A 24,072-nucleotide genomic window follows, 5' to 3' on the forward strand; every position below is an offset into this window, starting at 1 on the left:
GCACCCGCCGAGCAACTGCCATGCAACCCCGCGCACCTCCATGCTGACTACGCTCGCCATCGCCAACTACCGCTCGCTGCGCGAGCTCATCGTGCCGCTCGGTGCGCTCAATGTCGTGACCGGTCCGAACGGCAGTGGCAAGTCGAATCTCTATCGCGCGTTGCGCCTGCTCGCGCTCACCGCGCGCGGCGGCGTGATTCCGTCGCTGGCGCGCGAAGGCGGCCTGCAATCCACGCTGTGGGCGGGCCCGGAGCGCTTCTCGCGCGCGGTCGCGGCGGGGGAATACGCGGTACAGGGCACGGTGCGCAAGGATGCGGTGAGCCTGCGCCTGGGCTTCGCGGGCGACGCCTTCGGTTACGCGATCGATCTGGGATTGCCGCTGCTTTCGTCCACTTCGCAGTTTTCGCTCGACCCGGTGATCAAGCGCGAGTGCATCTGGAGCGGGCCGACCCTGCGGCCCTCGGCGTTGCTCGTGGACCGCCAGGGGCCGATGATCCGCATCCGCGACGCCTCGGGCGAGTGGACGACACTCGCGCAGCCCGTGGCGAGCTTCGACAGCATGATGACCGAGTACGCCGACCCGCGTGGCGCGCCCGAAATGATCGCCGTGCGCGAGCAAATTCGCTCGTGGCGCTTCTACGACCACTTCCGCACCGACGAGCACGCGAGCGCGCGCCAGGTGCAGATCGGCACGCATTCGCCAGTGCTCGCCGACAACGGCGCAAACCTCGCTGCCGCGCTGCAGACGATCCGCGAGATCGGCGACGGCGAGGCGCTCGATACTGCGATCGGCGACGCCTTTCCGGGCGCGCGCGTCGAAATCGTGAATCACGAAGGCCGCTTCGAGGTGGCGCTGCGCCAGGAGGGGCTATTGCGGCCGCTGCGCGGCGCGGAACTCTCGGACGGGACCTTGCGCTACCTGCTGCTCGCGGCCGCGCTGCTGAGCCCGCGGCCGCCCGGCCTGCTGGTGCTCGACGAGCCCGAGACGAGCCTGCATCCGGACCTGCTGCCGTCGCTCGCGCGGCTCATCGCGCGGGCGTCGCGGCACTCGCAGGTCATCGTCGTCTCGCACGCGGCTCGGCTCGTGGCGGCGCTGGAGCGCGAGGCCGGCAGCCAGTCGGTCGTGCTCGAACGGCGCCTCGGCGCAACCGGGTTCGCCGATCCGGACACGCTCGAGGTGCCGGCCTGGAAATGGCCCGCCAGGTAGGCCGGTAGGGCAAACGCAGGGGTTGTTTCGGCATGTAACACCGTATAGAAATTGAAAGACTGGCGGCGCGCGCGCCCGGCTTGCCGAATAATGGGACAACTGCTGCGTCGCCGATGGCCGCCCGGACCTGGCTTAGAATGACCGGCACCGCAAGAACGGGCAACGCGGCCCCGTTTCCTGGAGACACTCGATGAGAATTGCGCAGATCGCCCCACTGACCGAATCGGTCCCGCCGAAGCTCTATGGCGGCACCGAGCGCGCTGTGTCGTATATCACCGAAGCGCTGGTCGAACTCGGGCACGACGTCACGCTGTTCGCGAGCGGCGATTCGCTCACGAGCGCGAAGCTCGAGCCCGTGTGGCCCCGCGCGCTGCGGCTCGACCCCGGCATCCGCGACCGCATTGCACCGCACATGCTCCTCATGGAGATGGTGCGCCGCCAGGCCGACCAGTTCGACGTGTTGCATTTCCATATGGACTACTACTCGTTTTCGGTGTTCAAGCGCCAGGAAACGCCGTTCGTGACGACGCTGCATGGCCGTCTCGACCTGCCCGAGCAGCAGCCGGTCTTCGATACGTTCAACACCGCGCCCGTCATCTCGATCTCGAATGCACAGCGCCAGCCCATGCCGCAGGCGCGCTGGCTGCGCACCGTATACCACGGCCTGCCCGAGACGCTTTACACGCCGCAGCCCGTCGAGCCGCGCTATCTTGCGTTTCTCGGCCGTATTTCGCCTGAAAAACGCGTCGACACGGCGATACGCATTGCCGGGCGCTGCGGGTTGCCCATCCGGATCGCCGCGAAGGTCGACGAAGCCGACCGCGAGTATTTCGAGCGCGACATCAAGCCGTTGCTTGCGCTGCCGCACGTCGAGTACGTGGGCGAGATCAACGACAGCCAGAAGGCCGAATTCCTCTCCGGCGCCCATGCGCTGCTGTTCCCGATCGACTGGCCGGAGCCGTTCGGCCTCGTGATGATCGAGGCGATGGCGTGCGGCACGCCAGTGATCGCGTTCAATCGTGGTGCGGTGCCGGAGGTGGTGGAGGAGGGCGTGACGGGCTTTATCGTCGAGGACGAGATCGGCGCCGTGGCGGCGGTGAACCGCATCGCGCGCGTTCCGCGCGCCGGCGTGCGGCGCCGCTTCGAAGAGCGTTTCACCTCGCACCGCATGGCACAGGAGTACGTGCAGGCGTATGAGGCGGTGATTCGCGCGAACAAGCGCTCGCGCTTCAAGGTGATCGATACGTCCGCGACCTGAGCGCGCGGACGTTCGCGCTGCGCTTAGAGGTCGAGTTTCGTGATCTTCGTGCCGCCGAGCGAGAGGTCGCCGATCAGCCCGCTATTGGTGAGCACGAAGACCTGCACGGGCTTGGTCGCCGTGGTGGTATCGATCGAGCCGTTCGCGCCGACCTTCACGAGCGCGACCGATGCGTCGCCGCCTGCCGACCAGCCGCTCGAATTGCGGAATTTCGCCAGCGCGTCTTCGGTCATGAAGAGATAGATGACGGACTTCGACTGCACGCCTAGCGTTGCGCCGACCGAAGCCGACGACGTGCTGTAGAAGCCAACCGTGCTGCCGCCCACGCGCAGCGCGCCGTCGCCGTGTTCGCCGCCGACGCCGATGCCCGCCTGGATCACACGCGGAAACACGAGAATGCCGCGAGCCTTGCCGACCAGCTCGCGCGAGCCCGGCACGGTCTGATAGAGGCGCGACAGGGTGGCGTCGACGTCGGAGTTGATCGACTGGGCGCGCGATGCATTGGTCGCGGCACTGGGTGCCTGGCTGCCGGTGGTGGTGCAGCCCGAGAGTGCCGCGACGCCGACGGCGATTGCGACAGAAGCCTTCAAAAGCATGCGAGATGCGGTCATCTTGTTCTCCGTTCTTGTTGCCGGGCGCCGCGATGTCACGGCGTCCTGTCGTTATACCCGAACGTCCCGACCCGCACTTTGAGGCTGCGCAGCACAAACGCTGCGCGCTGGAGCCTGCACGAGAAGCGCTAGCGCTCCGGCACTGGCTTGGCCGTGGGCCGCCGCAGGGCGCGCTTCACGCCGCCGATCAGCACGCCGATCGCGAGCAGCACTGCAGCGGGCACGACCCAGTAACCGACGAACGCGTGCCACAGGTAGCCCGCGAGCGTCGTGCGCCGCACGGCGTATTCGTCGCGCGCTTCCCGCTGCCGCTGCGCGTTCGCCGCAAGTACCCCGGCGGGGCAGCCGGCTGCACGCGCGGTTTCGGGCGTGCCGTGGCAGCGCAACGGGGCGCCGGCGTCGCGCTCGGCGTCGGTGAAGGTCCAGGTGGTCAGCGCGCGCTGCAAATCCGCGCGGTTATACGCCATCTCGTCCTGAACCTCGCGCACCACGACGATCATCACCGGCACGAGCCAGAAGGTGATCACCATGAGCCAGCGGCGAAACCAGCGGTTCTTGTGTCTCCATGCCATCTGCGCCTCCGTTCGATGCCATTGGCATCAACGTCAACGCGGCAGCCCGATGGCTAATGTGTGATTTTTCGGGGAGGGGCCGCCGCTGCAGCCATCATAGGAGAAAAACGGCACGTCCGAATGCGGGGGAATACGAAAACCCGCGCAAATCCGCACGATTTCGCATACTTCGGCGATGATTCGCACAATCGACGACACAGGCGCGCGGAGATCGAACAACCGTTGCAGCGCACAAAACCGGCGCATAAAAAACGCGCCACAGCAAACGTTGCGGCGCGCCGATCCTGCCGGTGCAAAAGGGTGCGGGAGGGTGCCCGAACCCCTTCGCTCAGCTCTTCGTCGAGAGGCAGGTCTTCATGAATGCCTTGCGGTCGTCGCCCTTCTTGTCGCCGGCCTGGGCGTTGCACGCCTTCATGCGCTCCTGCTGGGTCATGGTCGGAGCGGGAGCGCCGGTAGCCGAAAGGCACTGCTTCATGAATGCCTTGCGATCGTCGCCTTTCTTGTCGCCGGCCTGGGCGTTGCATGCCTTCATCTTGTTCTGCTGGCTGTTCGCCGCCGGCGCGGAAGCGGGTGCGGCGGTCTGTGCGAACGCCGGCGCGGCCAGCGCGCCGCCCAGCACGATTGCAGCAATGACGGATTGCATCTTCATCGTTCACTCCCTTGACTTTGGACGTTCTCAGTTGACGTGCGGCCCGCCGTGAATGGCCGGTGCGACTCTCGCGCGCCGCCATTATGGCAAAGCCGCCATTAAAACGACGCAGCAATGTGTTCGGTTGACGCGCGCGCTGCTGCACAATGTTCGCTATCGGCCGTCGACGCTGTCCGGCGCGGCCGCAACAGCACGGAGAACGCGGATGCATTACCTCTTGATGTACGAACTCGCAGACGACTACCTCGAACGCCGTCCCGAACACCGTCGCGCGCATCTGGAGCTGGCATGGGCCGCCGTCGAACGCGGCGAGTTGCTGCTAGCGGGGGCGATTGCCGATCCCGTCGACAATGCGCTGCTGCTTTTTCAGGGGGACAGCCCGGCCGCGGCCGAAGCGTTCGCGCGCGCCGACCCGTATGTGCTCTCGGGGCTCGTGAAGCATTGGCGCGTGCGGCCCTGGCAAACGGTAGTGGGCGAAGCGGCGTCGAATCCGGTGCGATAGAGCGCGAGGGCAGCGGTTGTGAGAGCGGCGGCACGTCCGGCGCGGCCTGGATCTACGCGTCGTCAGCCGCCGCTTGAGCCAACAGGTCGCGCACGGTGTCGTCGCTGACCTGATCGAAGTCGAGATAGAACTGGCCGACGCTGTAGAACGCCTCGGGCATGCGCGCGCAGACGAATTCGTCCACGGTCCCGCCGAGCCGGTCCTGCGAGCCCGCGGGCGCGACCGGCAGCGCCGCGACGATACGCGCGGGGCCCAGCGTGGCGAGCGCGAGCGCCGCTGCCTTGAGCGACGCGCCCGTGGCCATGCCGTCGTCGACGACGACCGCCACACGGCCCGCCACGGCTAGCGGCGCACGCTCGCCGCGATAGCGCGCCTCGCGCCGTCCAAGCTCGATGCGCGCAAGCGCCATGGCACTCTGCAACTGTGCCTCGCTCACGCCGGCGCTGCGCACGAGCGCGCTGTCCACGTACTGTGCGCCGTTCGACGACAGCGCGCCCATGGCGAGTTCCGTCTGCCAGGGCAGGCCGAGCTTGCACACGGGCAAGACATCGAGCGGCACATGCAGCGCCTTCGCGACTTCATAGGCTACCGGCACGCCGCCGCGCGGCAGCGCGAGCACGATGACGTCGCGTCTGTCCGCGTAGGCCGAGAGCGGGCCGGCGAGCAAACGGCCCGCCTCGCGGCGATCGGTAAAGGGGCGTTCCATGAAGAGGTCCTCCCATCTCGTTGCAGGCAAACAGGCAAATGGCCGCGCAACGATGCGTTCAGTTTGCCACTCGCGGGCACATGCTGCTGGTAAAAGAGCCACCCCCCGCAGGCCCCCACGAAGCGGCGCGCGGCGCGAGCGGGGCATGCATGCCACCGCCCGCGTGATCCAATGCGGGGCGGCGCTCATTTGCATACGCGGATTTCTCGTTTGGCGCTGGCGTGTCGCCTCGCTACGATGAAGTCGATCCCGCCACCGACGAGGTCTAGCCATGTCCGAATCCGCCGCCTTCAAGCCGCGCGTCGTCGAACCTGTCGTGCCCGATGCGCCCGACGGCCTCGGGCTCGCCGTCGAACTCTGGCTCGCGCGCCCGGTCGACGGCATTGCGGGCCGGGCGCTGCGCATTCACCTGCGCCACGGCGCGCGCATGGAGCAGGCCGAAACGCTGCGCGATCTGCTCCATGCCGTCGGCACCGCCATCGTGGTGTCCTGACGGTCCTGGCGCTGCTCAGTCGAGCGGAGTGGCAAAGAGCGCGTCAAGCAGATTCGACGAGGACGTGTCGGCGAGGCGCGTGAGCGATTCGACCATGCGCACCTGGCAGTTCACGAGCGGCAGCATGCGAATGCGCCGCGACTCGCCGAATTCCGCATGCGCGATCACGCCCACGCCCACGCCCTGCGCAATGGCCGTTTGCAACGCCTCGCGGCCGTCCACGTAGAGCACGGGCTGGACCTGCAGTCCTTTACGCACGAGTTCGGCTTCGAGCAACTGCTGCGTGACCGAATGCGTTTCGCGAAACACCATCGGCTCGAGCACGAGCTCCTCGTAAGTCATACGGCGCTTTTTCGCGGCGGGACTCTCGGCGGGCACGACCGCGACGAGCGGTTCCTCGCGCAGCACGCGCGCCTGCAGCCGGCTGTGCACCTGGCGCGCGGCCGTGATCGCGGCGTCGGCTTCGCTCGCGAGGACGCGGCGCATGCATTCGGTCGCGTTCGCAATCGAGAGCTTGATCACCACCCCCGGATAGCGCCGCCTGAACGCGCCGATCAGCTTGATGGCGAGGTCGGGCGCGTCGGCGGCGAGGGCAAGTTCGCCCGATTCGAGCGCCCCCGCCGCTTCGAGCAGCCGCCGCGCGTCGCGTTCGCACCCCACCATCTGGCGCGTCACCGCGAAGAGTCGTCGCCCCAGTTCCGTAAGTTCGACACCGCGAGGCCCGCGCTCGAACAGTTTGACCCCGAAATCCTGTTCGAGCCGCCGCACATGGTCCGATACGGCCGGCTGCGTGAGTGAGAGCGCCTGCGCGGCGCGTGAGAACCCGCCATGTTCGGCGACTGCGTGAAAGGCCCGCAACTGCGCGTATTGCATGTCGAAGCGCTCCGGCAACAGGGGGGAAACTGGGGATAAGTTCAACTTATATCGACATCGATTATATCGATTTTACCGATGGAGAGCGCTGCGTTAATGTGTCGGAATTGACAGTCCCGACGCCACTGGAGCCCGCATGACCACCCCCGCCGAGCCGTATCTCCTGACCCCAGGACCGCTTACCACTGCGGCTTCGACCAAGGCCGCGATGCAGCGCGACTGGGGCTCGTGGGACGCCGACTTCCGTGCCATGACCGCGCAATTGCGCGCTGCGCTGCTTCAGGTCGCGGGCGACGAGCAGGGTGAATACGACTGCGTGCCGTTGCAGGGCAGCGGCAGCTATTGCGTCGAGGCGATGCTCGGCAGTTTCGTGCCGCGCGACGGCCACGCGCTCGTGCTCGCCAACGGCGCGTATGGCAAGCGCATCGCCACGACGCTGCGCTACCTGGGCCGCCAGCACACCGTGCACGACACCGGCGACTACCTGCCGCCGCGCGCCGAAGACGTCGAGCAACTGCTGATCGCGAACCCGGACATCACGCATGTCGTCGCCGTCCACTGCGAGACCAGCTCGGGCATTCTGAACCCGATCGAAGAGATCGCGGCCGTGACGGCCCGCCAGGGGCGGCGCCTACTGGTCGACTCGATGAGCGCGTTCGGCGCGGTGCCGCTCGACGTGCGCACGCTGCCTTGCGACGCATTCGTCTCCTCGGCCAACAAGTGCATCGAGGGCGTGCCGGGCTTCGGCTTCGTGATCGCGAAAAAAGAAGTCCTGAACAACGCAAAGGGCGTGAGCCACTCGCTCGCGCTCGATATCTACGACCAGTGGGACGTCATGAATCGCACCGGCCAATGGCGCTTCACGCCGCCCACGCACGCGGTGGCCGCGTTCATCGAGGCGCTGCGCTTGCACGCGCTCGAAGGCGGCCAGCCGGGGCGCCTCGCGCGCTATGCGCGCAACCGCGACGTGCTCGTCGAGGGCATGCGCGAGCTGGGTTTCGAGCCGCTGCTGACCGAAGCATGGCGCTCGCCCATCATCGTCACGTTCTTTTCCCCGGCCGATCCCGCATTCGACTTCGCGCGCTTCTACGAACTGATGAAGACGCAGGGTTTCATCATCTATCCGGGCAAGCTGACAAGCGTGGAGAGCTTTCGCGTCGGCTGCATCGGCGCGCTCGACGAGACGGTCATGCGCCGCGTCGTGGCCGCGTGCGGCGAAGCGCTGCGCACGCTCGGCGTGGCAAGCGCCGCGCCCGCGCCGCTCGACCTCGGCGCACGCGAAGCGCTTGCCGCTTGATGCTCGCATACCGCCGTCAAGACGCCACATCATCGACTTTTTAGCAGGACGCATGCAATGAAACACGTCAAGGCAGTGATCTTCGACTGGGCCGGCACCGTGGTCGACTACGGCTCGCGCGCGCCAATGGGCGCCTTCGTCGAGACCTTCGAGCAATTCGGCGTGCCGATCACGATCGACGAGGCGCGCGGGCCGATGGGCATGGCCAAGCGTCCGCACATCGCGGCGCTGATGGCGCTGCCGCGCGTCGCGGCGGCATGGGAAGCGCGCTACGGCCACGCGCCGGGCGAAGCCGATATCGACGCCGTGTACGACGTCTTTGTGCCGAAGAACGTTGCCGTGGCCGCGCAGTACAGCGACGTGATTCCGGGCGTGGCGGCCGTGACCGCCGCGCTGCGCGCCGATGGCGTACGCATCGGCACGACCACGGGCTACACGCGCGAGATCATCGACCAGATCGTGCCAGGCGCGAAGGCTCAGGGTTTCGAACCGGACAGCATTGTTTGCACAGGCGACACGCCCGAGGGCCGGCCTTCGCCGTACATGATCTATCGCACGCTGCCGCAACTCGGCGTGTGGCTTGCGCGCGACGCGATCAAGGTGGACGACACCGAAGTCGGCATCGAGGAGGGCATCAACGGCGGGACGTGGGCGGTGGGCGTCGCGGTGAGCGGCAACGCGTTCGGCCTGTCCGAGGACGAAGTCCGCGCGCTCGCGCCCGACGAATTCGCGCGCCGCCGCGCCGCCGCGGCGGAACGCCTGCGCGCGGCGGGCGCGCACTATGTGATCGACAGCGTCGCCGATCTGCTGCCCGTGGTGAACGAGATCGAAGCGCGGCTTGCCCGCGGAGAGCGGCCCTGAGCCCACCTGAAGGGAACTGAGCGGTACGTTGCGAAAATCGCGCAGCCGGCCTCGCCGCTTGCGTTACGATGGGCGCCCCAGCCACTCGCCGCCGCCCATGAAGACGTTTGTGCTTTTCGTCGTGACCGCGTTCGCCGAGATCATCGGCTGCTACCTGCCTTACCGCTGGCTGCGCGAAGGCGCGAGCGCCTGGCTCCTCGTGCCCGCCGCGGCCTCGCTCGCGCTCTTCGCGTGGCTGCTCACGCTCCATCCCACGGCCGCCGGGCGCACCTATGCGGCCTACGGCGGCGTCTATGTCTGCGTGGCGATTCTCTGGCTCTGGGCCGTCGAGGCGATCCGGCCGAGCCCTTGGGACTGGGCCGGCATCGGCTTCACGCTCGCCGGCATGGCGCTCATCATGTTCCAGCCGCGCTGAGCGGGCTCGTGTGCGTCCTTCATGTCCTCGATGCCCGCGTCGAACAGAAAGCGCGCGCGCCTCGGAAACCATCGAGATCGGCGAACTCTGGAACCTGAAGGTGACGGTGGTGCCTGGGCCCGCGACCGTCGACGCCTGATTGCCAGGGCGCTCAATGGGGTGAGCGCCGGCACCGTGATCCCGTTCACGATCCGCCTGCGCGAAAGCGATCGCGCGGTGGGGAGCACGCGCTTCTGGAAGGTCGACCGGGAGAACCGCAAGCTGGAGATCGGCTCCACGTGGCTCGCGGCCTCGGCGCAGCGCACCATCGTGAACACGTAGGTGAAGTTCCTGATGCTGAGTTACGCCTTCGAAACGCTCGGCTGCGTCCGCGTGCAGTTCACGACCGACGTGCTCAACGCGAAGTCGCGCGCCGCGATCCTGCGCCTCGGCGCAAAAGAAGAGGGTGTGGTGCGGCGCGAACGCATCATGCCGGACGGCCGCAAGCGCGACTCCGTGCGCTTTAGCATCATCGAGGACGAATGGCCCGAGGTGAAGGCGGGCCTGTTGCGCCGGCTGCTGGGCGCCGACTGAGCGCTGCCGCGTCATGGCGGCCGGGAACGCTAGCGCAGGCGCTCGGGTGGCGCTTCAGGCGGCGGATCGCCTGCCGGCACGGGCGGCGGCTCGACGTCCGGCACCACCGGAGGCGATGGCGGCCGACGCGGATTATCGGGCTCCTCGGTCGGCAGATGAGCCTCGGGGCCGCGTCGAACACGGGCGGCGAGAAGGAAATTCGAACGCATAGACCTCTCCGGGATGCGCGAAGCGTGCGCCTGATGTGGCACCGCGGTACTCGGCGCCGCGTTCGCGCGAATCCATTTGCCCGACTGGCCGCAAACGCCGTGCCGGGCTCGGGCCCGGGCCGGTACGCGGGTTGCTGCCTTCTTTTTAAGCAGGGACCACCTTCGCCGTCAGCTCGCTGGGCGTCGCACAAGGCGTGCCCGCCAACAAAGGCGCGCAGGCCCCGCGAACGACGCATTCCTCGAAACACAAACCGCATCACGCGAAGCAGCCGGTAAAGGGCGCGGCAAAAGAAACGACAAACGGCGCAGCGAACGCGTCGGCCGCCAGCGATGCGAGGGAGTAAGACGATGCACGAAAATCGCGCCTTTCATTTTCAACGCCATCTGCGCGAAAGCCGTCTGGCCCAAGGCAAAAGCGGTGTGGAAACTTTCTTCCTGGCCGGGCACGGATGGGTGCCGAACAACGACCGGCTTCCCGTCATCGTCTATCGGCGCGCGCTGGCACCGGGCCCCCATGACCTTGCAAGGGCGTTCAACGAGCGCTTCGAGGCGAACGGCTGGCCGGTGCAATGGCTCGACGGCGTGTTCGACTATCACCATTTCCACTCCACGGCGCACGAGGTGCTCGGCGTGTTCGCGGGCACGGCCGAGCTGATTCTCGGCGGCCCGGGCGGGCGCGTGCTGCGCGTGCATGCCGGCGACGCGCTGCTGCTGCCGGCCGGCACGGGCCATTGCCTGCTTTCGCTGGCCGGCGGCTTCCGCGTGGCGGGCGGCTATCCGCGCGGGCAGCAGTGGGACATCCGCCGCGACGTTCTGACGTCGGCGGAGTTGCGCGCCATGCAGGCGCTCCCGTATCCCGCTAGCGATCCCCTTTACGGCGAACGCGGCCCGCTGATCGAGCACTGGCTCGCGCAAGCTTGAGTGCGCCAGGCACAGCGCTTGCATTCGTGCGGTATTCACCGTGCATTCGCACAAAGGAAGGGGATACCATGACGACACAATCGAATCGCCCACTGGATTTGTGTGACCTCGCTTGCCGCCGCGGAACTGCGCTCGTTGTCGCGTTTGGGTGCGTGTTCGGCTGTGCACTGGGCGTGCCGTCTGCCGCGCTCGCGCAAGGGGCTCCGCAATCGATCGCCGTGCAGCGCATGGCGACGGTGCAGTCGGGCACCGGCTTTCGCGCCTCGAAGCTCGTGGGCTCCGATGTCTACGACAATAGCGGCAGCAAGATCGGCGCGATCGACGACATCGTGCTCGAGTCGCCTAACCAGGGCGCCTTCGCGATTCTCTCCGTGGGCGGCTTCCTCGGTTTGGGCAAGCATCTCGTGGCCGTGCCGTTCAACGACCTGCGCATCGACCGCAAACAGATCGTGCTGCAGGCCGACAAGGACCAACTGAAGGCCATGCCCGAGTTCAATTACGCGCACGAATGACGCGCTCGTACGCGAGCGTGATTGCCGGACGTCAAGACGGCCAGTGCCTGAGTCTAAAGTCTTATTGCGCGCCCCTCGTCCACACACCATAGTGGATGGATGCCTCGTGTGAGGCGTCTGAAGCGGGGAGCGATTCAATGGCGAAGAAAGACGAAGTCAAGGCCGCGAGCGCAGCCGCGCCGACGGAAAAACTCAGCGAAAAGGCCTATCAAAAGGAACTCGAGCGCCTGCATGGCGAACTCGTTCGCTTGCAGGAGTGGGTGGTCCAGAAGCGCCTCAGGGTATGCATCCTGTTCGAAGGCCGTGACGGCGCAGGCAAGGGCGGCACGATCAAGGCGCTCACCGAACGGGTCAGCCCGCGCGTGTTTCGCGTCTTCGCGCTGCCCGCGCCCACGGAGCGCGAGAAGTCGCAAATGTACTTCCAGCGCTACCTGCCGCTGTTGCCCGCCGCGGGCGAGATCGTGGTGTTCGACCGCAGCTGGTACAACCGTGCGGGCGTCGAGCGCGTGATGGGTTTTTGCACGCCGGAACAGGCGAAGGAATTCCTGCGCGGGGTGCCGCTCATCGAGCGCGCCATCATCGACTCGGGCACGATCCTCATCAAGTTCTGGCTCGAAGTGAGCCAGAAAGAGCAGACCCGGCGCCTCGAAGGTCGCATCAACGATCCGCGCAAGATCTGGAAGCTTTCGCCCATGGACCTCCTGTCGTATAGCCGCTGGTACGACTATTCACGGGCGCGCGACGAAATGTTCGAAATGACGGATACGCCGGAATCCCCATGGTTCGTTGTCCGATCCGACGACAAGAAGCGTGCGCGTCTGAACGTCATCGGCCATATTCTGAACACCATTGCGTACAAAGCGCTGCCGCGCGAGAAGGTCACGCTGCCCGAACGCCAGAAGCCACAAGGCTACCGCGACCCGGACTATCCTTACCGCTACGTGCAGGAGAAGTACTGAGCGGCATTGCGTTCGATCCGGCGCAGCCTGTCGTCGTGCCGGATCAAACCACACTATCATCACGATTGAACGCTCACGAGGGGTAGACCATGGCCGAGCTGCTGCTGGGTAATATCGACGAACACGTCACGGACGCCGAAATCAACGAGTTTCTGGAGCGCTACGGTTTTCCGCCATACGACGCGATTCAGCGTATCGAGGGGGCGGGCCGTCCCGGCGCGCTGCTCACCTTCCACGCCGCGAGCGAGGAGGGGCTGCGCAGGTTGCAGGGCCGCATTAACAACCTGTTCTGGCGCGAGCACACCATCAGCGCCCAGGTCATGCCGCCGCCACGCGAGGAGTAGGCGCCACGCAAACGCACAACAGGGCGCGCACCGCGGCTTCGCCAGCTGCGGTGCGCGCCCTGCATTTTCAGGCGCCGTTTCGACGCGCCCGCTCCCAGGCCGAACAGGCCAGCCTTAATGGAAGATCAAGCCCGGCCTGCCCGTGCTCACGCGCGTGCCCGCCTTGCCCTGGGTAATCGCCACGATATCGGCCAGCGCGCCGATCACCGCATCCTTGCCGGTGTTGCGCGCGAACTCCGCGGCCGCCATGACCTTCGGTCCCATCGACCCGGCCGCGAAGCCCAGTTTCTCCAGTTCGTCGGGATGCGCGCTCGCAATCGCCTTTTGCGACGGCTTGCTCCAGTCGACGTACGTGGCGTTCACGTCGGTGGCGATGATGAGCATATCGGCCTCCAGTTCCTGCGCGAGCAGGGCGGAGCACAGATCCTTGTCGATCACGGCCTCCACCCCGCCCAGCTTGTGGCCTTCGCCGTAGAGCGTCGGAATGCCGCCGCCGCCCGCGCAAATCACGATCGTGCCGCGCTCCAGCAGCCATTTCACGGGGCGGATCTCGAAGATGTGCTTCGGCCGCGGGCTCGCCACGACACGCCGGAACTTGTCGCCGTCCGGGGCGATGGCCCAGCCGCGCTCGGCGGCGAGCGTCTCCGCCTGCTCCTTCGTGTAGACCGGGCCAATCGGCTTGCTCGGATGCTGGAATGCCGGATCGTTCGCGTCCACTTCGACCTGGGTGAGGATGGTCGCGAAGGGCACCTCGTACGGCAGGAGATTGCCGAGTTCCTGCTCGATCATGTAGCCGATCATGCCCTCGGTCTGCGCGCCGAGCACGTCGAGCGGGTAGCCGGGCACGTCCTTGTAGGCCTCTCCCTGCAGCGCGAGCAGGCCGACCTGCGGCCCATTGCCGTGGGCGATCACCAGTTCGTTGCCCTGTGCGATCTGCGCGATCTGGGTGGCCGCGAGGCGCACGTTCTCGCGCTGGTTCTCCGCCGTCATCGGCTCGCCGCGACGCAGCAGCGCGTTCCCGCCAAGCGCAATCACGATTCGCATGTCTGACTCCCAAGGTGATGCGTGTCGGTGAAGCGGGGCGCATGCACCGCGTTGCCGGGTTTGCAACCCGGCCGCGCGGCGCACGCGCGCCGTCAATCGGTACGGTTCAAATGTCGGCGAGCGTCGAAACGAGAATCGCCTTGATCGTGTGCATGCGGTTTTCCGCCTGTTCGAAGGCCAGATTCAGCGGCGACTCGAACACTTCCTCCGTGACCTCGACGCCGCCCTTGAGCTCTGGATACTTGTCTGCGATCTGCTTGCCGATCACCGTGTCGCTGTTGTGGAAGGCGGGCAGGCAGTGCATGAAGCGCGTATGCGGCGTGCCGCTCGCCTTCATGAGCGGCATGTTCACCTGATAGGGCAGCAGCGCCTTGATGCGCTCGCCCCAGGCTTCCATGGGCTCGCCCATCGAGACCCACACGTCGGTGTGCACGAAATCCACGTCCTTGACGGCGGCCTTCGGGTCCTCGGTCAGCAGGATGCGCGCGCCGCTTTCCTCGGCGAACTTCTTGCAGTCCGCCACGAGATCGTCGTGCGGCCAGAGCGACTTCGGCGCCGCGATGCGCACGTCCATGCCGAGCTTCGCGCCGATGAGCAGCAGCGAGTTGCCCATGTTGTTGCGGGCGTCGCCGAGATACGCGTAGCTGATCTGCGTGAGCGGCTTGTCCGAATGCTCGCGCATGGTGAGCACATCGGCGAGCATCTGCGTGGGGTGGTATTCGTCGGTGAGGCCGTTGAACACCGGCACGCCAGCGAACTTAGCCAGTTCCTCGACGATCTCCTGCCTGAAGCCCCGATACTCGATCGCGTCGTACATGCGGCCCAGCACACGCGCCGTGTCCTTCATGCTTTCCTTGTGGCCGATCTGCGAGGAGGTCGGATCGATATAGGTGACGTTCGCGCCCTGGTCGTAGGCCGCGACTTCGAACGCGCAGCGCGTGCGCGTGGAGGTCTTCTCGAAGATCAGCGCAATGTTGACGCCCTTGAGGTGCTGCTGCTCGGTCCCCGTGTACTTGGCGCGCTTGAGGTCGCGCGAGAGGTCGAGCAGATAACGCAGCTCGCGGGTGTTGTGGTGCATCAGACTAAGCAGGCTTCGGTTGCGCAGGTTGAAAGCCATGTCGTTTCTCCGTTGCGAATGCAGTGGGAATGCGGATAGGGGGCGACGCTCAGAGATCGACGGCGTCGCGCACGATCGGGCAAGTCATGCAGTGGCCGCCGCCTCGCCCGCGGCCCAGTTCGCTCGCCGTGATCGTGATGACCTCCACGCCGGCCTTGCGCAGCAGCGTATTCGTATAGGTGTTGCGGTCGTAGCCAATCACGACGCCGGGCTCGACGCACACGACGTTGTTGCCGTCGTCCCATTGCTCGCGCTCGGCCGCGAACGCGTTGCCGCCGGTCTCGACGATGCGCAGGCTCTTCAAACCCAACGCTTCGGCCACAACGTCCACGAAGGGCTTTTCCTCGCGGCGCAGGTCGAGCTTCGAGGGGCTCTTTTCGTCGGGGCGAATCGAGAACGGCACGATCTCGTTGACCACTTCGGGGAAGATCGTCACGAGGTCGCGGTCGCAGAAGCTGAATACCGTGTCCAGGTGCATGGCCGCGCGCGACTTGGGCAGGCCCGCCACGACGATGCGCTCGGCGCCGCCCTTGGCGAAAATGTTCTGCGCGAGACGGCCGATTGCCTGGCGGCTCGTGCGCTCGCCCATGCCGATCAGCACGACGCGGTTGCCGATCGGCATCACGTCGCCGCCTTCGAGCGTGGCCGCGCCATGGTCCTCGTCGGGGTCGCCGTACCACACCTGAAAGTCCTTGCCCGCGAACTCGGGGTGATACCGGTAGATGGCTGTGGTGAGCAGCGTTTCCTGCCGGCGGGCCGGCCAGTACATCGGATTGAGCGAAACGCCGCCGTAGATCCAGCAGGTCGTGTCGCGTGTGAAGGTGCTGTTGGGCAGCGGCGCGAGCACGAAGCTCGAATAGCCCAGATAACGGCGAAATTCCTTGAGGATCTTGCTTTGTTCGGTATCCGGAATATCTTCGGCAACCACGCCGCCAATGAGGAATTCCGCGGTCTTGCGCGGCTCGAGCCCTTCGAGCCAGCTGCGCACCTCGCCGGCGAGCGAAACGCCCACGGTCTCGGGGCGAACCTTGCGATCGAGAATGTACTGGAGCGCTTCGGGGTGTCGCACCGTTTCCGTGAGCAGATTGTGCATCTCGAGAACGTCCACGCCGCGCTCGCGCATCTTCGTCACGAAGTCGAAGTGGTCGCGCTTCGCCTGGCTGACCCAAATCACGTCGTCATAAAGCAGCTCGTCGCAGTTGCTGGGTGTGAGGCGTTGATGCGCGAGACCCGGCGCGCATACCATGACCTTGCGCAGCTTGCCTGCCTCGGAATTGACGCCGAAGGCGACAGTGTCCGTACTCATCATGAGACTCCTCGAATCAGAGGGTGAGAAAGCCCTTGTACAGGCCGAAAGCCGCCAGCAATGCGCCGATCAGCACAGCGGCGAAAACGAACTTCTCGATGTTGGTGAACACGGGCTGGCCGACCTCGCGTTTTGCGCGTGCGAACAGCACGATGCCCGGCGCGTAGAGCAACGCGGAGAGCAGCACGTATTTGAGGCCGCCGGCGTAAATCAGCCAGACCGCATAGATCACGGCGATGCCCGCGATGACGAGGTCCTTGTTGCGCCCGCCGCTGTTGGCTTCATACGTTTCGCCGCGCAGTGCGAGCAGGAATGCGTAGGCTGCCGACCAGAAGTAGGGCAGCAGGATCATCGAGGTCGCGAGATAGATGAGCGAAAGATACGTGCCCTTCGAGAACAGCGTGATGACGAGGAAGATCTGCACCATGCCGTTCGTGAGCCACAGCGCGTTGGCGGGCACGTGCTTCGCGTTTTCCTTGCGCAGGAAGTTTGGCATCGTGTGGTCGCGCGCGGCCGAAAAGATGATTTCGGCGCACAGCAGCACCCACGAGAGCAGCGCGCCCGCGAGTGACACGACGAGCCCCACGCTGATGAGAATCGCGCCCCAGTGGCCGACCACGTTTTCGAGCACGCCCGCCATCGAGGGATTCTGCAGGGCCGCGAGCTTCGGCTGCGTGAGCACGCCGAGCGAAAGGATGTTCACGAGCACGAGCAGGAGCAGCACGCCGACGAAACCGATGACCGTGGCCTTGCCGACATCGCTGCGCTTTTCCGCACGCGCGGAGAAAATGCTCGCGCCTTCAATGCCGATGAACACCCACACCGTCACGAGCATCATGTTGCGGACCTGGTTCGTCACGCTGCCGAGCTTGGGATTCATTTGTCCCCAGAAGTCGGCCGTGAAAGTGCCGGAGCGGAACGCAAACGCGCAGATGACGATGAAGAGGCATAGCGGCACCAGTTTCGCGACCGTAGTGATCTGATTGACGATCGCAGCCTCCTTGATGCCCCGCAGCACGAGAAAGTGCAGCGCCCAGAGCAGCACCGAGGCGCAGATGATGGAGATCGGCGTGTTGCCCTCGCCGAACACCGGGAAGAAGTAGCCGAGCGTGCTGAACAGGAGAACGAAGTAGCCGACGTTGCCGAGCCACGCGCTGATCCAGTAGCCCCAGGCCGAGCCAAAGCCCATGTAGTCGCCGAAGCCGGCTTTCGCGAAGGCGTAGACCCCGCCGTCGAGTTCGGGCTTGCGTATGGCCAGCGACTGGAACACGAACGCCAGCATGAGCATGCCGACCGCGGTGATCGCCCAGCCGATCAGCACCGCGCCGGCGTCGGCGCTCGCCGCCATGTTTTGCGGCAGGGAAAAGATACCGCCGCCCACCATCGAGCCCACGACGAGGGCAGTGAGCGCGCCGAGGCGAAGCCTGTTGGCAGCGGCTGGCGCGGCGGCGCTATCGGGCTTGGCGGCGGGGTGAGGCGTAGACGTCGATTCGGACATGCGCGATCTCCTGTACGAGCCGGCTGGGTTGCAGATCTCGCGCTGCGCGCGAGGCCATCAACATGCTTGTGCCTGAGTCTGCAGCGCGGTTCGCATGCCGCGAGAGCGGAACCCGTGCCGCTACGCGCTCAATCTGATAGGGGGCGCGCAATCTGACAATAAGACCTTGGTCCGATAGGGAGAGGCAAACCGGCGGGAATTAGCCAAATTAAAGGCGTCAGTGGATTGCAGTTTTATGACGGGCCTTATGCCAATTGCGTACGGAATGGGCCGTATTGCCGGACTTTCCCGGTAAAACAGGCGTTACGCGGCGCAAGGTAAATTAGCGGTTCGATCTATTTGTGCAGGACAACCCGGCATGTGAATTTGGATTTATCTTAGATTAAATCGGGAAACAAAATATTGATCGCGCGTAAGTGTTCAATTACCGCTTTTATTCGAAATATTGGAAATAATCACAACGTGACATGTCATTGCACGCGACGTTAGCGGACATCGTCGTCAGCAAACGCGGTTGGAAACCTTCCACTGGTTTCCCTGAATTGTTCGAGGCGCACCGGCTCCGGCACCATTAGGTCAAACGAACCCGCACGAGCTCACGCAACGAGATGAACGAAACTGTTCCCGCATCCGCTCCGGCCTGGACGCCGACACCGCAGCAAGTCGAATCAGCGCGCGTAACCCGGTTCATGAAATGGCTCGGCGAGACGCGCGGTCTCGCGTTCGACGACTACGACGCGCTTTGGCGCTGGTCCGTCGAGGACATCGACGGTTTCTGGAGCGCGCTGTGGGACTGGGCGCAGATTCCCTCGCGCGAGCCGCGCGGCGTGGCGCTCGCCGATGCGGCGATGCCCGGTGCACGCTGGTTTCCGGGTGTCGAATTGAACTACGTCGAGCGGGCCTTTCAGCTCGCGAGCGACGCGCGGCCCGCGATCGTTTCGCGCAGCGAGAGCGGCCCCATGGCGGGGCGCACGCGCGAATTGAGCTGGGCGGAGCTGCGCCGCCAGGTTGCGGCTTGCGCGGCCACGCTGCGGCGCATGGGCGTGACGCGCGGCGACCGCGTGGCGGCTTTCATGCCGAACACGCCCGAAACCGTCGTGGCATTCCTCGCCACGGCGAGCGTGGGCGCGATCTGGTCGGTGTGCTCGCCCGACATGGGGCCGCTCGCGGTGCTCGACCGCTTCCGGCAGATCGAGCCGAAGGTGCTGTTCGCCGTGGACGGCTATCGCTACGGCGGCAAGCCGCACGACCGGCGCGAGCTGATTCACCATCTGCTGCGCGAATTGCCGAGCGTGGCGCACCTCGTGTTCGTCCCGCAGCTCGACCCGGACGCCGACGCGAAGGCGTACCCGCAGGCCACGGCATGGCGCGACGCCATCGCTGGCAACGTCCCGCTGCAGATCGAACACGTGCCGTTCGATCATCCGTTGTGGATCGTCTATTCGTCGGGCACGACGGGCATGCCCAAGGCCATCGTGCATTCGCACGGCGGCATCGTGGTAGAGCACGTGAAGCTCACCGCGCTGCATCTCGACCTGAGCCCGGGTGACCGTTTCCACTGGTACGCCAGCACGAACTGGATCATGTGGAACTGCCAGGTGGGCGGCCTGCTCGCGGGCGCGACGCTCTGCCTCTACGACGGCAACCCCACGTATCCCGACGCGCAGGCGTTGTGGCGCTTCGTGGGCGAGACGGGCGTGACGTTCTTCGGCGCGGGGGCGGCGTACTTCCAGGGGTGCCTGAAGACCGGCGTCGAGCCGCGTGCGGCGGCCGATCTCTCGCGCCTGCGCGCGGTTGGCTCGACCGGCTCGCCGCTGCCGCCTGAAGCGTATGCCTGGATACTCGAGCAGGTGGGGCCTGTCTGGATCGATGCGATTTCGGGCGGCACCGACTTCGCGGGCTGCTTCCTCGCCGGCGTGCCGACCTTGCCGGTTTATCTCGGCGAAATGCAGTGCCGGTGCCTAGGCGCGTGCGTCGAGGCATTCGATGACGCCGGGCACGCGCGCATCGACGAAGTCGGCGAACTCGTGTGCACCGCGCCGATGCCTTCGATGCCGCTTTACTTCTGGCGCGACGAAGCGAACCTGCGCTACCGCGAAAGCTACTTCGACATGTTTCCTGGCATCTGGCGCCACGGCGACTGGCTGCGCATCACGCCCCGCGGCGGCGCGGTCATCTACGGACGCTCGGACGCCACCATCAACCGCCACGGCATCCGCATGGGCACGAGTGAGCTGTATCGCGCGGTGGAGTCGGTGCCCGAGGTGCTCGACAGCCTCGTGGTCGATCTGGAGTACCTGGGGCGCAGCTCGTCAATGCCGCTCTTCGTGGTGTTGCGCCCGGGTGTCGATCTGGGCGACGCGCTCGCGCAGCGCATTCGCGCGCGCGTGCGCGAGGCGCTCTCGGCGCGCCATGTGCCCGATGAGATCCATCAGGTTCAAGCCGTTCCGCGCACGCTATCGGGCAAGAAGATGGAGGTGCCGATCAAGCGGCTTCTGCTCGGGCAGCCGCTCGAGAAGGTGGCCAATCCGGACACCATGGCCAACCCGGAAAGTCTCGCGTGGTTTGCGGCGTTTGCGCGGACGAGGGGCCCGGCCGCGTGATTCTGGCCGCGCCGATTTAAAATGGCGCGCGGACCGACGCCGATGTCCGTCCGTTTCCGCGGCCTTCCATCGTCAATGCATGCCATCGCCTAGCGCCACCGTTCCCATCTCGCTCGTCAACGGCTTTCTCGCCGGCGCGGGCGCCGAGCCCACCGTGATCCGCCGCTATCTCAACGAGGCGGGCATCGCGCTGGAACTGCTCGCCAAGCCGGGTGGCCGTGTGACGGAAGAGCAGTTCTCCACGCTCTACCAGACGCTCGCCATCGAACTCGACGACGAGATGCCCGGCATCTTCAGCCGGCCGCTGCGCAGCGGCACGCTCAAGTTTCTCTGCCTGAGCCTGCTCGATGCGCGCAACCTCGAAACGGCGCTGCATCGCTTCGACCAGTTCTTCCACATCGTGCTCGACGATTTCCGGCTCGAATCGCGCCGTCAGGGGCTGGTGGCCCAGGTGGCATTACGCGCCAACCCGGCGTACGGCGCGATCGGGCCGCTCGGCCAGGAGCTGACGCTCAAGCTCGCGCATGGCGTGTCCTCCTGGCTGATCGGCCAGCGTATTCCGCTCCTGCAAGTCGATTTCGCCTGCGCGCAGCCGCCGCACGCGCTCGATCACCGCTACTTCTTCTCCGGGCCCGTGCGCTTTGGCTGCGAGGCCACGCTGATGCGCTTCAGCGCGGCCTATCTCGACATGCCGATCCGGCAGAGCAAACGCAACCTGCGCGCGTTTCTCGCGCGCTCTCCCGGCGACTGGATCTTCGAGACCTTCAGCGAGCAGCTCGTGAGCCACAACGTGCGTCAGTACCTGGCTACGCAACTGCCCGATCTGCCGACCATCGAAGCGGCGGCCGACAGCCTGCACTGCTCGGTGCGCACGCTGTGCCGGCGCCTCGCCGCGGAGGAGACCACCTTCCAGGCGCTCAAGGACGAACTGCGCCGCGACGTGGCGATCCAGCGCCTCACCGACACCCAGGACACGATCGCGGCCATCGGCGGCGATCTGGGTTTCGACGACCCCAGCGCCTTTCACCGCGCCTTTCGCCACTGGACGGGCAGCACGCCCGGCACTTACCGCCGGCGCGGCTGAGCGGCTGGGCGCCTGAGCGCCGCCCGGCGCAAAGTGCCGACACCCACCCATGATGGGTGGGCACAGCCGCCGACACCGTGGCCAGAATTGTCACCATGTGGTCCGGTTTGGACAATGGTATTGCGGCCCATTGACGCTACGATCCGTCCTGTACTGCCGCAAGGTAGCCACCCAGGTAACCCTGGCCCGGCGGCGCATCCAATTTGACCCCTGAGTGACTGGAAGGACCGATCATGAGCTACAACGCCCCTGTCAAGGACATGCTGTTCGTGCTGAAAGAGCTGGCCGGCATCGACGCCGTCGCAACCCTGCCGGGTTTCGAAGACGCTGGTTTCGACACTGCGCAGGCCGTGCTCGACGAGTGCGCGAAGCTCTCCGGCGAAGTCATCGCGCCGTTGAACGTAGAAGGCGACCGCGCGCCGAGCAGCTGGCGCGACGGCGAGGTCACGGCGACGCCTGGCTTCGCCGGAGCGTTTCGCCAGTATGTCGAGGGCGGCTGGCAGGGGCTGCAGCATCCGTCCGAATTCGGCGGCCAGGCGCTGCCCAAGCTGATCGCTACGCCTTGCATCGAAATGCTTAACGCGGCGAACCTCTCGTTCGCGCTGTGCCCGCTGCTCACCGACGGCGCCATCGAGGCGCTGCTCACCGCGGGCAGCGACGAGCTGAAGGCGCGCTACGTGCCGAAGCTCATCTCCGGCGACTGGACCGGCACGATGAACCTCACCGAGCCGCAGGCCGGCTCCGACCTCGCACTGGTACGCTCGCGCGCCGAACCGCAGGGCGACGGCACGTATAAGGTCTTCGGCACGAAGATCTTCATCACGTGGGGCGAGCACGACATGGCGGAGAACATCGTTCACCTCGTGCTCGCGCGTACGCCCGACGCGCCCGAAGGCGTGAAAGGCATTTCGCTCTTTGTCGTGCCGAAGTTCCTCGTCAACGAAGACGGCTCGCTCGGCGCGCGCAACGACGTGCATTGCGTATCGATCGAACACAAGCTCGGCATCAAGGCGAGCCCGACGGCCGTGCTCCAGTACGGCGATCACGGCGGCGCGATCGGCTACCTCGTGGGCGAGGAGAATCGCGGCCTCGAATACATGTTCATCATGATGAACGCGGCGCGCTTCGGCGTGGGCATGCAGGGCGTGGGCGTGGCGCAGAGCGCGTACCAGAAGGCCGTGGCGTACGCGAAGGAGCGTGTGCAGAGCCGCCCCGTGGACGGCTCGCTCAAGCAGTCGGCGACCATCATCCATCACCCGGACGTGCGCCGCATGCTCGCCTCGATGCGCGCGATGACCGAGGGCGCACGAGCGCTCGCGTATGTCGCCGCCGCCTATAGCGACCATGCTCACTACCACGCCGACCCTGAAGCGCGTGCGCGCAATCTCGCGATCTACGAATTCCTCGTGCCGATCGTGAAGGGCTGGAGCACCGAAATGGTCAACGAGGTGACGAGCCTTGGCGTCCAGGTGCATGGCGGCATGGGCTTCATCGAGGAAACGGGCGCGGCCCAGTACTACCGCGACGCGCGCATTCTCGCCATCTACGAAGGCACCACGGCGATCCAGGCGAACGACCTGGTAGGCCGCAAGACGGTGCGCGACGGCGGCGCGGTTGCGAAGGCGCTGCTTGGCGAGATCGCCCGGACTGCTGAGGAACTGGGTCAGGCCGGCGGCGCTGCGGCGGCATCGATGCGCGAGCAACTGGAGAAGGGCGCACGCGCGCTGGCGAATGTCGTCGATTACGTGGTTGCGAACGTCAAGCGCGACCCGAACGCGGTGTTCGCGGGCAGCGTGCCGTATCTCAAGCTCGCGGGCATCGTGCTGTGCGGCTGGCAGATGGCGCGTGCGTTGCTCGTCTCGCAACGCGAACTCGCGAACGACGCCGAGTTTTACGGCGCGAAGATCGCGATCGCGCAGTTCTACGCCGAGCACATTCTCGCGCAGGCAGGCGGCCTCGAGACGTCGATTCTGTCCGCAAAGGGCGACGCTGGCGTGCTCGCGCTGAGCGAAGTGCAGTTTTGATCGAGCGGCTTAGGGCGCTCAGTTAGCAAGCAAGGAAGAGGATATGTCGTCGAGTGATCTGATTGCACAGTACGGTCCACGCGAGTCGATGGAATACGAGGTGGTGATCGTCGGCGGCGGCCCCGCCGGGCTGTCTGCCGCGATCCGCCTGAAGCAGCTGGCCGCGGAGAAAGGCGCTGAAATCGGCGTCTGCGTGCTGGAGAAAGGCTCGGAAATCGGGGCGCATATCCTCTCGGGCGCGGTCATGGATCCGCGTGCCCTGAACGAGCTGATTCCGGACTGGAAGGAGCAAGGCGCACCGCTGAACGTGCCCGTGACCGAGGACAAGTTCCTTTTTCTTTCCGAAACGGGGGCTAAATCTGTGCCGAACTGGGCGCTGCCCGACAACTTCAAGAACCACGGCAACTATGTCATCAGCCTCGCGAACGTCACGC

24 protein-coding genes and 1 pseudogene are annotated in these 24,072 nt (G+C 65.9%); 16 read left to right on the forward strand and 9 right to left on the reverse strand.

Annotated features, from left to right (window positions below):
- Window positions 1-40 precede the first annotated feature (40 nt).
- Both M3A49_RS36440 and M3A49_RS36445 read left to right on the forward strand, forming a co-directional pair.
- A complete protein-coding gene (locus tag M3A49_RS36440) occupies window positions 41-1,207 on the forward strand; it encodes an AAA family ATPase (protein WP_266233196.1) in 1,167 nt (388 codons plus the stop codon).
- Window positions 1,208-1,397: 190 nt separating this feature from the next.
- The gene (locus M3A49_RS36445; RefSeq protein ID WP_254355895.1) at window positions 1,398-2,465 is read left to right on the forward strand and encodes a glycosyltransferase family 4 protein; all 1,068 of its coding nucleotides are present in this window, start codon (window positions 1,398-1,400) and stop codon (window positions 2,463-2,465) included.
- A 23-nt stretch (window positions 2,466-2,488) separates the two neighbouring features.
- Here M3A49_RS36445 and M3A49_RS36450 read toward each other — a convergent pair whose 3' ends face one another.
- The 3 genes from M3A49_RS36450 to M3A49_RS36460 all read right to left on the reverse strand — a co-directional run bounded on the left by M3A49_RS36450 (window position 2,489) and on the right by M3A49_RS36460 (window position 4,297).
- A complete protein-coding gene (locus M3A49_RS36450) occupies window positions 2,489-3,076 on the reverse strand; it encodes a YSC84-related protein (protein ID WP_254355896.1) in 588 nt (195 codons plus the stop codon).
- A 128-nt stretch (window positions 3,077-3,204) separates the two neighbouring features.
- Window positions 3,205-3,648 (reverse strand): hypothetical protein, encoded by a 444-nt coding sequence (locus M3A49_RS36455; RefSeq protein WP_266233197.1) that lies wholly within the window; start codon window positions 3,646-3,648, stop codon window positions 3,205-3,207.
- A gap of 328 nt (window positions 3,649-3,976) precedes the next feature.
- Window positions 3,977-4,297 (reverse strand): PsiF family protein, encoded by a 321-nt coding sequence (locus M3A49_RS36460; RefSeq protein ID WP_266233198.1) that lies wholly within the window; start codon window positions 4,295-4,297, stop codon window positions 3,977-3,979.
- A gap of 205 nt (window positions 4,298-4,502) precedes the next feature.
- Between M3A49_RS36460 and M3A49_RS36465 the strand changes: the two genes are divergently transcribed.
- Window positions 4,503-4,799 carry a YciI-like protein gene (locus M3A49_RS36465; protein ID WP_266233199.1) on the forward strand — a complete coding sequence of 99 codons (297 nt, stop codon included), beginning with the start codon at window positions 4,503-4,505 and terminating at the stop codon, window positions 4,797-4,799.
- Between the two features lie 52 nt (window positions 4,800-4,851).
- On the opposite strand, the gene M3A49_RS36470 is transcribed toward M3A49_RS36465, so the two are convergent.
- On the reverse strand, window positions 4,852-5,505 hold the full coding sequence (locus tag M3A49_RS36470; RefSeq protein WP_266233200.1) for a phosphoribosyltransferase: 654 nt from the start codon (window positions 5,503-5,505) through the stop codon (window positions 4,852-4,854).
- Window positions 5,506-5,776: 271 nt separating this feature from the next.
- On the opposite strand from M3A49_RS36470, the gene M3A49_RS36475 reads away from it, so the two are divergent.
- Window positions 5,777-5,998 carry a hypothetical protein gene (locus M3A49_RS36475; protein ID WP_266233201.1) on the forward strand — a complete coding sequence of 74 codons (222 nt, stop codon included), beginning with the start codon at window positions 5,777-5,779 and terminating at the stop codon, window positions 5,996-5,998.
- Window positions 5,999-6,013: 15 nt separating this feature from the next.
- On the opposite strand, the gene M3A49_RS36480 is transcribed toward M3A49_RS36475, so the two are convergent.
- Window positions 6,014-6,871, reverse strand: a complete 858-nt coding sequence (locus M3A49_RS36480) for a LysR substrate-binding domain-containing protein (protein WP_266233202.1) — start codon at window positions 6,869-6,871, stop codon at window positions 6,014-6,016.
- A 136-nt stretch (window positions 6,872-7,007) separates the two neighbouring features.
- Here M3A49_RS36480 and M3A49_RS36485 point away from each other — a divergent pair, with 136 nt between their 5' ends.
- The 8 genes and pseudogenes from M3A49_RS36485 to M3A49_RS36520 all read left to right on the forward strand — a co-directional run bounded on the left by M3A49_RS36485 (window position 7,008) and on the right by M3A49_RS36520 (window position 12,962).
- Window positions 7,008-8,168, forward strand: a complete 1,161-nt coding sequence (locus tag M3A49_RS36485; RefSeq protein ID WP_323183469.1) for a 2-aminoethylphosphonate--pyruvate transaminase — start codon at window positions 7,008-7,010, stop codon at window positions 8,166-8,168.
- Window positions 8,169-8,225: 57 nt separating this feature from the next.
- A complete protein-coding gene (phnX, locus tag M3A49_RS36490; protein ID WP_266233203.1) occupies window positions 8,226-9,029 on the forward strand; it encodes a phosphonoacetaldehyde hydrolase in 804 nt (267 codons plus the stop codon).
- Window positions 9,030-9,126: 97 nt separating this feature from the next.
- Window positions 9,127-9,444 carry a YnfA family protein gene (locus tag M3A49_RS36495; RefSeq protein WP_028207023.1) on the forward strand — a complete coding sequence of 106 codons (318 nt, stop codon included), beginning with the start codon at window positions 9,127-9,129 and terminating at the stop codon, window positions 9,442-9,444.
- A gap of 10 nt (window positions 9,445-9,454) precedes the next feature.
- A pseudogene (locus M3A49_RS36500) lies at window positions 9,455-10,017 on the forward strand (GNAT family N-acetyltransferase).
- Between the two features lie 629 nt (window positions 10,018-10,646).
- A complete protein-coding gene (locus M3A49_RS36505; protein WP_266233204.1) occupies window positions 10,647-11,147 on the forward strand; it encodes a cupin domain-containing protein in 501 nt (166 codons plus the stop codon).
- 68 nt (window positions 11,148-11,215) lie between these two features.
- A complete protein-coding gene (locus M3A49_RS36510) occupies window positions 11,216-11,659 on the forward strand; it encodes a PRC-barrel domain-containing protein (protein WP_266233205.1) in 444 nt (147 codons plus the stop codon).
- A 137-nt stretch (window positions 11,660-11,796) separates the two neighbouring features.
- Entirely contained in the window at window positions 11,797-12,618 is an 822-nt protein-coding gene (gene ppk2 / locus M3A49_RS36515; protein ID WP_266233206.1) for a polyphosphate kinase 2, read from the forward strand.
- An 89-nt stretch (window positions 12,619-12,707) separates the two neighbouring features.
- Window positions 12,708-12,962: a hypothetical protein gene (locus M3A49_RS36520; protein ID WP_028207030.1), complete on the forward strand. Its 255-nt coding sequence runs from the start codon at window positions 12,708-12,710 to the stop codon at window positions 12,960-12,962.
- Window positions 12,963-13,076: 114 nt separating this feature from the next.
- Here M3A49_RS36520 and arcC read toward each other — a convergent pair whose 3' ends face one another.
- The 4 genes from arcC to arcD form a co-directional block, all read right to left on the reverse strand.
- A complete protein-coding gene (gene arcC, locus M3A49_RS36525) occupies window positions 13,077-14,006 on the reverse strand; it encodes a carbamate kinase (RefSeq protein WP_254355911.1) in 930 nt (309 codons plus the stop codon).
- Between the two features lie 106 nt (window positions 14,007-14,112).
- Window positions 14,113-15,123 (reverse strand): ornithine carbamoyltransferase, encoded by a 1,011-nt coding sequence (locus M3A49_RS36530; RefSeq protein WP_266233207.1) that lies wholly within the window; start codon window positions 15,121-15,123, stop codon window positions 14,113-14,115.
- Between the two features lie 49 nt (window positions 15,124-15,172).
- Window positions 15,173-16,432 (reverse strand): arginine deiminase, encoded by a 1,260-nt coding sequence (arcA, locus tag M3A49_RS36535; RefSeq protein ID WP_416339084.1) that lies wholly within the window; start codon window positions 16,430-16,432, stop codon window positions 15,173-15,175.
- Window positions 16,433-16,445: 13 nt separating this feature from the next.
- Complete coding sequence (arcD, locus tag M3A49_RS36540) at window positions 16,446-17,927, reverse strand: arginine-ornithine antiporter (RefSeq protein ID WP_416339085.1); 1,482 nt, start codon at window positions 17,925-17,927, stop codon at window positions 16,446-16,448.
- Between the two features lie 608 nt (window positions 17,928-18,535).
- Between arcD and M3A49_RS36545 the strand changes: the two genes are divergently transcribed.
- From M3A49_RS36545 to M3A49_RS36560, 4 genes are all read left to right on the forward strand, one after another.
- Window positions 18,536-20,530 carry an acetoacetate--CoA ligase gene (locus M3A49_RS36545; RefSeq protein WP_266233209.1) on the forward strand — a complete coding sequence of 665 codons (1,995 nt, stop codon included), beginning with the start codon at window positions 18,536-18,538 and terminating at the stop codon, window positions 20,528-20,530.
- A gap of 79 nt (window positions 20,531-20,609) precedes the next feature.
- Window positions 20,610-21,614 (forward strand): AraC family transcriptional regulator, encoded by a 1,005-nt coding sequence (locus M3A49_RS36550; protein WP_266233210.1) that lies wholly within the window; start codon window positions 20,610-20,612, stop codon window positions 21,612-21,614.
- 233 nt (window positions 21,615-21,847) lie between these two features.
- Window positions 21,848-23,638 (forward strand): acyl-CoA dehydrogenase, encoded by a 1,791-nt coding sequence (locus M3A49_RS36555; protein ID WP_266233211.1) that lies wholly within the window; start codon window positions 21,848-21,850, stop codon window positions 23,636-23,638.
- 43 nt (window positions 23,639-23,681) lie between these two features.
- On the forward strand, window positions 23,682-24,072 hold a 391-nt coding region (locus M3A49_RS36560), incomplete at its 3' end, for an NAD(P)/FAD-dependent oxidoreductase (RefSeq protein ID WP_266233212.1).

The organism is Paraburkholderia sp. CNPSo 3076 (genome assembly GCF_026343935.1).
Taxonomy (GTDB): Bacteria; Pseudomonadota; Gammaproteobacteria; order Burkholderiales; family Burkholderiaceae; genus Paraburkholderia; species Paraburkholderia nodosa.

Bases quoted from the DNA above. Each gene is read 5' to 3' on its own strand.
- M3A49_RS36440 (WP_266233196.1), top strand. From the start codon at position 41: ATGCTGACTACGCTCGCCATCGCCAACTACCGCTCGCTGCGCGAGCTC.
- M3A49_RS36445 (WP_254355895.1), top strand. From the start codon at position 1,398: ATGAGAATTGCGCAGATCGCCCCACTGACCGAATCGGTCCCGCCGAAG.
- M3A49_RS36450 (WP_254355896.1), bottom strand. From the start codon at position 3,076: ATGACCGCATCTCGCATGCTTTTGAAGGCTTCTGTCGCAATCGCCGTC.
- M3A49_RS36455 (WP_266233197.1), bottom strand. From the start codon at position 3,648: ATGGCATGGAGACACAAGAACCGCTGGTTTCGCCGCTGGCTCATGGTG.
- M3A49_RS36460 (WP_266233198.1), bottom strand. From the start codon at position 4,297: ATGAAGATGCAATCCGTCATTGCTGCAATCGTGCTGGGCGGCGCGCTG.
- M3A49_RS36465 (WP_266233199.1), top strand. From the start codon at position 4,503: ATGCATTACCTCTTGATGTACGAACTCGCAGACGACTACCTCGAACGC.
- M3A49_RS36470 (WP_266233200.1), bottom strand. From the start codon at position 5,505: ATGGAACGCCCCTTTACCGATCGCCGCGAGGCGGGCCGTTTGCTCGCC.
- M3A49_RS36475 (WP_266233201.1), top strand. From the start codon at position 5,777: ATGTCCGAATCCGCCGCCTTCAAGCCGCGCGTCGTCGAACCTGTCGTG.
- M3A49_RS36480 (WP_266233202.1), bottom strand. From the start codon at position 6,871: ATGCAATACGCGCAGTTGCGGGCCTTTCACGCAGTCGCCGAACATGGC.
- M3A49_RS36485 (WP_323183469.1), top strand. From the start codon at position 7,008: ATGACCACCCCCGCCGAGCCGTATCTCCTGACCCCAGGACCGCTTACC.
- phnX (WP_266233203.1), top strand. From the start codon at position 8,226: ATGAAACACGTCAAGGCAGTGATCTTCGACTGGGCCGGCACCGTGGTC.
- M3A49_RS36495 (WP_028207023.1), top strand. From the start codon at position 9,127: ATGAAGACGTTTGTGCTTTTCGTCGTGACCGCGTTCGCCGAGATCATC.
- M3A49_RS36510 (WP_266233205.1), top strand. From the start codon at position 11,216: ATGACGACACAATCGAATCGCCCACTGGATTTGTGTGACCTCGCTTGC.
- ppk2 (WP_266233206.1), top strand. From the start codon at position 11,797: ATGGCGAAGAAAGACGAAGTCAAGGCCGCGAGCGCAGCCGCGCCGACG.
- M3A49_RS36520 (WP_028207030.1), top strand. From the start codon at position 12,708: ATGGCCGAGCTGCTGCTGGGTAATATCGACGAACACGTCACGGACGCC.
- arcC (WP_254355911.1), bottom strand. From the start codon at position 14,006: ATGCGAATCGTGATTGCGCTTGGCGGGAACGCGCTGCTGCGTCGCGGC.
- M3A49_RS36530 (WP_266233207.1), bottom strand. From the start codon at position 15,123: ATGGCTTTCAACCTGCGCAACCGAAGCCTGCTTAGTCTGATGCACCAC.
- arcA (WP_416339084.1), bottom strand. From the start codon at position 16,432: ATGATGAGTACGGACACTGTCGCCTTCGGCGTCAATTCCGAGGCAGGC.
- arcD (WP_416339085.1), bottom strand. From the start codon at position 17,927: ATGTCCGAATCGACGTCTACGCCTCACCCCGCCGCCAAGCCCGATAGC.
- M3A49_RS36545 (WP_266233209.1), top strand. From the start codon at position 18,536: ATGAACGAAACTGTTCCCGCATCCGCTCCGGCCTGGACGCCGACACCG.
- M3A49_RS36550 (WP_266233210.1), top strand. From the start codon at position 20,610: ATGCCATCGCCTAGCGCCACCGTTCCCATCTCGCTCGTCAACGGCTTT.
- M3A49_RS36555 (WP_266233211.1), top strand. From the start codon at position 21,848: ATGAGCTACAACGCCCCTGTCAAGGACATGCTGTTCGTGCTGAAAGAG.